The sequence below is a fragment of the Nonomuraea sp. NPDC050404 genome (assembly GCF_040655495.1).
In the GTDB taxonomy this organism is placed as follows: Bacteria; Actinomycetota; Actinomycetes; order Streptosporangiales; family Streptosporangiaceae; genus Nonomuraea.
In genome coordinates, this window is sequence record NZ_JBFAKB010000082.1 from 1 (window position 1) to 2,524 (window position 2,524).

Annotated in this window: 2 protein-coding genes and 1 pseudogene; all 3 read left to right on the forward strand. The window is 62.3% G+C overall.

All coding sequences use genetic code 11. The annotated features are described in order from the left end of the window. Nucleotides 1-144 (forward strand): annotated as a pseudogene (locus AB0I81_RS63885) (IS5/IS1182 family transposase); the annotation flags it as partial. A gap of 191 nt (nucleotides 145-335) precedes the next feature. After that, nucleotides 336-1,601 (forward strand): helix-turn-helix transcriptional regulator, encoded by a 1,266-nt coding sequence (locus AB0I81_RS63890; protein ID WP_360680649.1) that lies wholly within the window; start codon nucleotides 336-338, stop codon nucleotides 1,599-1,601. 424 nt (nucleotides 1,602-2,025) lie between these two features. Then, a complete protein-coding gene (locus AB0I81_RS63895; RefSeq protein ID WP_360680652.1) occupies nucleotides 2,026-2,220 on the forward strand; it encodes a hypothetical protein in 195 nt (64 codons plus the stop codon). Nucleotides 2,221-2,524: the final 304 nt, after the last annotated feature.

Here is a 2,524-nt window from a genome sequence, read left to right on the forward strand (position 1 = left end):
CTCCGCGGACCCGGCGAGCGCGCAAACGCCCAGCTCAAAAGCTGGAAGATCCTCCGAAAGCTCCGCTGCAGCCCGTCAAAGGCCGGCCACCTCTGCAAGGCCATCGCCGTCCTTCAGAACCATCGCGCTGCCCAAGCCGCGTGAGCCTGAAATAGGTTCAGTAATCAGCCCCGTGGGGCGAGAAGGTTCTTGAGAAGGCAGACCGTGTGGTGCTGCCTGTCAAAAGAAGTCGCTTGGGCCAGTCGTCGCAGAACTTGCCACCGCATTGAGATTTGTCTAGAATGAGCGCTCACTGAGCGCTCAGCCGTCGGTTGATGCTCGCCGGAGGAGGTCCGATGGAGGAAGTTGTCGATGTGAAAGTCGCGCGAGAGGCGGCTGGGCTAACCCAAGCCGAGGCGGCGAAGGTCGCGCGCATCTCTGTGGCCACATGGAGACGTGCCGAGGATGATCTCTCGTCGGTGTCGGCCAAAACCAGGTCCGCGGTCGAGCGTGTGCTGAAGGCAACTCGGCGTCGGCCGCCGGAGAAAGCATCTGAACCGTCCTTACATGCAAGGAGGTTGAACGAGAGTTTCCACGAGGGGTCTCTGACGCCCGCAATGGCGGTGCATCTATCAGCCACTTGTGGCATGGCCTACGACATGAGCACCCATGATCAAGTGGATCTTCCAGATTTTATGGAAGAGCTTCCTGACTCTGTTCTGTTCCGAGTTCAAGGGAATCTCGCATGGCGAGAGAAACTGGCGGAAAACTTTCAGCGGATGGCGTCCCTGCTCGACAACGGCGTAAGGCCGAGACCCCAGAATCTGGCGGAAGAGTACGTGCTGCACGCGGCCATAGGACGGGGGCGTGGGACGTGGAGTGACATGCCTCCGTGGCAGTATGTCGAAGGTATCGAGCGCCGGAGCGACGACCCGGACTGGGACGGTGTCGCCTTCGAGATCTCGCGCTTCCCATTCGGTTTTCCTCGATTCACTGAGGATGAGATCGCCGATCACATCGGGTCCGATGGCCGTATCAGGCTTTCGCGACTGCATCCCTTCCGCTGGTGGGAGCCGCTGAACGCGGCCCTGGACGAATGGCGAAAGGCTAATGGAAGCGCCATCGCCGCACCGGAGTTCATCGCGCGCGTCCTTCTCGGCTTCCTTCGCCGCAATCGCGATATCGTCGATGAGATCTTTGAGGGCGATCTTTACGCCATGGACTTCGACGCCGCCCGCTCCGAGGTGCTACTGCGGGACGCATCTGGATTCACGGCCGTGCTCACCGTGACGCGTCCGGATGTCGTCGTCCCGGTGAGGGAGAACCCTTTCCAAGCGTTCGTGTACGCGAGCAATTTCGTGGAGCATATTTTCCGGACATACGAGGAGAATCGCGTCGCCGAGTGCGGTGCCTGCGGCAGTTGCGAGGACTGCGAACACGGTGGCTACCTCAGCGAGAGTGTCAGCGGACGCGATGCTTGGCGACAGGCCACGGGTCTCTCCGACCCCCCAGACCTCATCGATGTTGGCCGCTCCGAGGATGACTTTCGCGGCCACCAGGCTATTGGGATCAAGTTCGGTGAGGACGTGGTGATCAGGGTAACGATCATAGACAACGACTGAGGAGTCGTAGCTTCATCAACGGCCTACACCCGAGGTCTGGCAGACCCCCGGCCTCTTGGCCTTCACCTCCGCACAGGTCGCCTCCTCGCTCGCCGAACGCCCATACAACCTTCGGCACGCGGCAGTGTCTTCTGTCTCAAAGTGGGCGTCGCCGCCCCGGAGGTGGCCGAAAGAGCCGGCCACAGCGTCGATGTCCAGACAGCAGAGCCTCGGTCCGCAGGGTAATCCGCATCTCAAAACCGGCATTCCAACAGATCTTGGCTATCCTAGTATGTGGCTGCCTTGTCCATGAGATGAGCGGCGTGGCCTCTACAGCCGCACGCCGAAGCGCCTTCTCGGCGCCGATCCTATGTACCCAGGCTGAGCTATGTCCTGATCGAGGCGATCAAGGGCTCCTGGGTGACAGAGCCGGGAAGAGGAAAGCGTGTCTGAAATCTCCCGCAGGGCGCTGCTGATCTTTATTGCTGTACTCGTCGGCATCATCGTCGGAGAGACGGCGGGCATCTTGGTGGCTATCGACGGCGGAATCATCTCCCAGTGCTTCATGACCGGAGGCGGCGCCTTTGCGGGTTCAGTGGCCTTACTCCTTGGCGTGTTCCACGCGCTGAAGGTGCTCTGATCTGCGCTTCACGGCCACTTACCAAGGTACAGGTCACAAAGATCAGCCAGGCTGCTCGGTGGGCCAGGGCTGAGGAACGAAGTCCTGGACCTTCGATCGCCCCCGACCATGTACGGTGACCAGCCATGCAGTGGCGATCGTACGGCTGCATTTGTGCGGGGGCGCGGCAACCCGGGCCGGTGCGTTCGGTTGGTACGGCGGGGGCGGCGTGCGGTGGCCGGCCCGGTGTCCCGCCGCCGTCCGGGACCGGCCCCCAGGCCGCACGCCCGGACGGCGGGCGGGCGGAGGGCCGGGGGTACGGCGG

Bases quoted from the DNA above. Each gene is read 5' to 3' on its own strand.
- AB0I81_RS63890 (WP_360680649.1), top strand. From the start codon at position 336: ATGGAGGAAGTTGTCGATGTGAAAGTCGCGCGAGAGGCGGCTGGGCTA.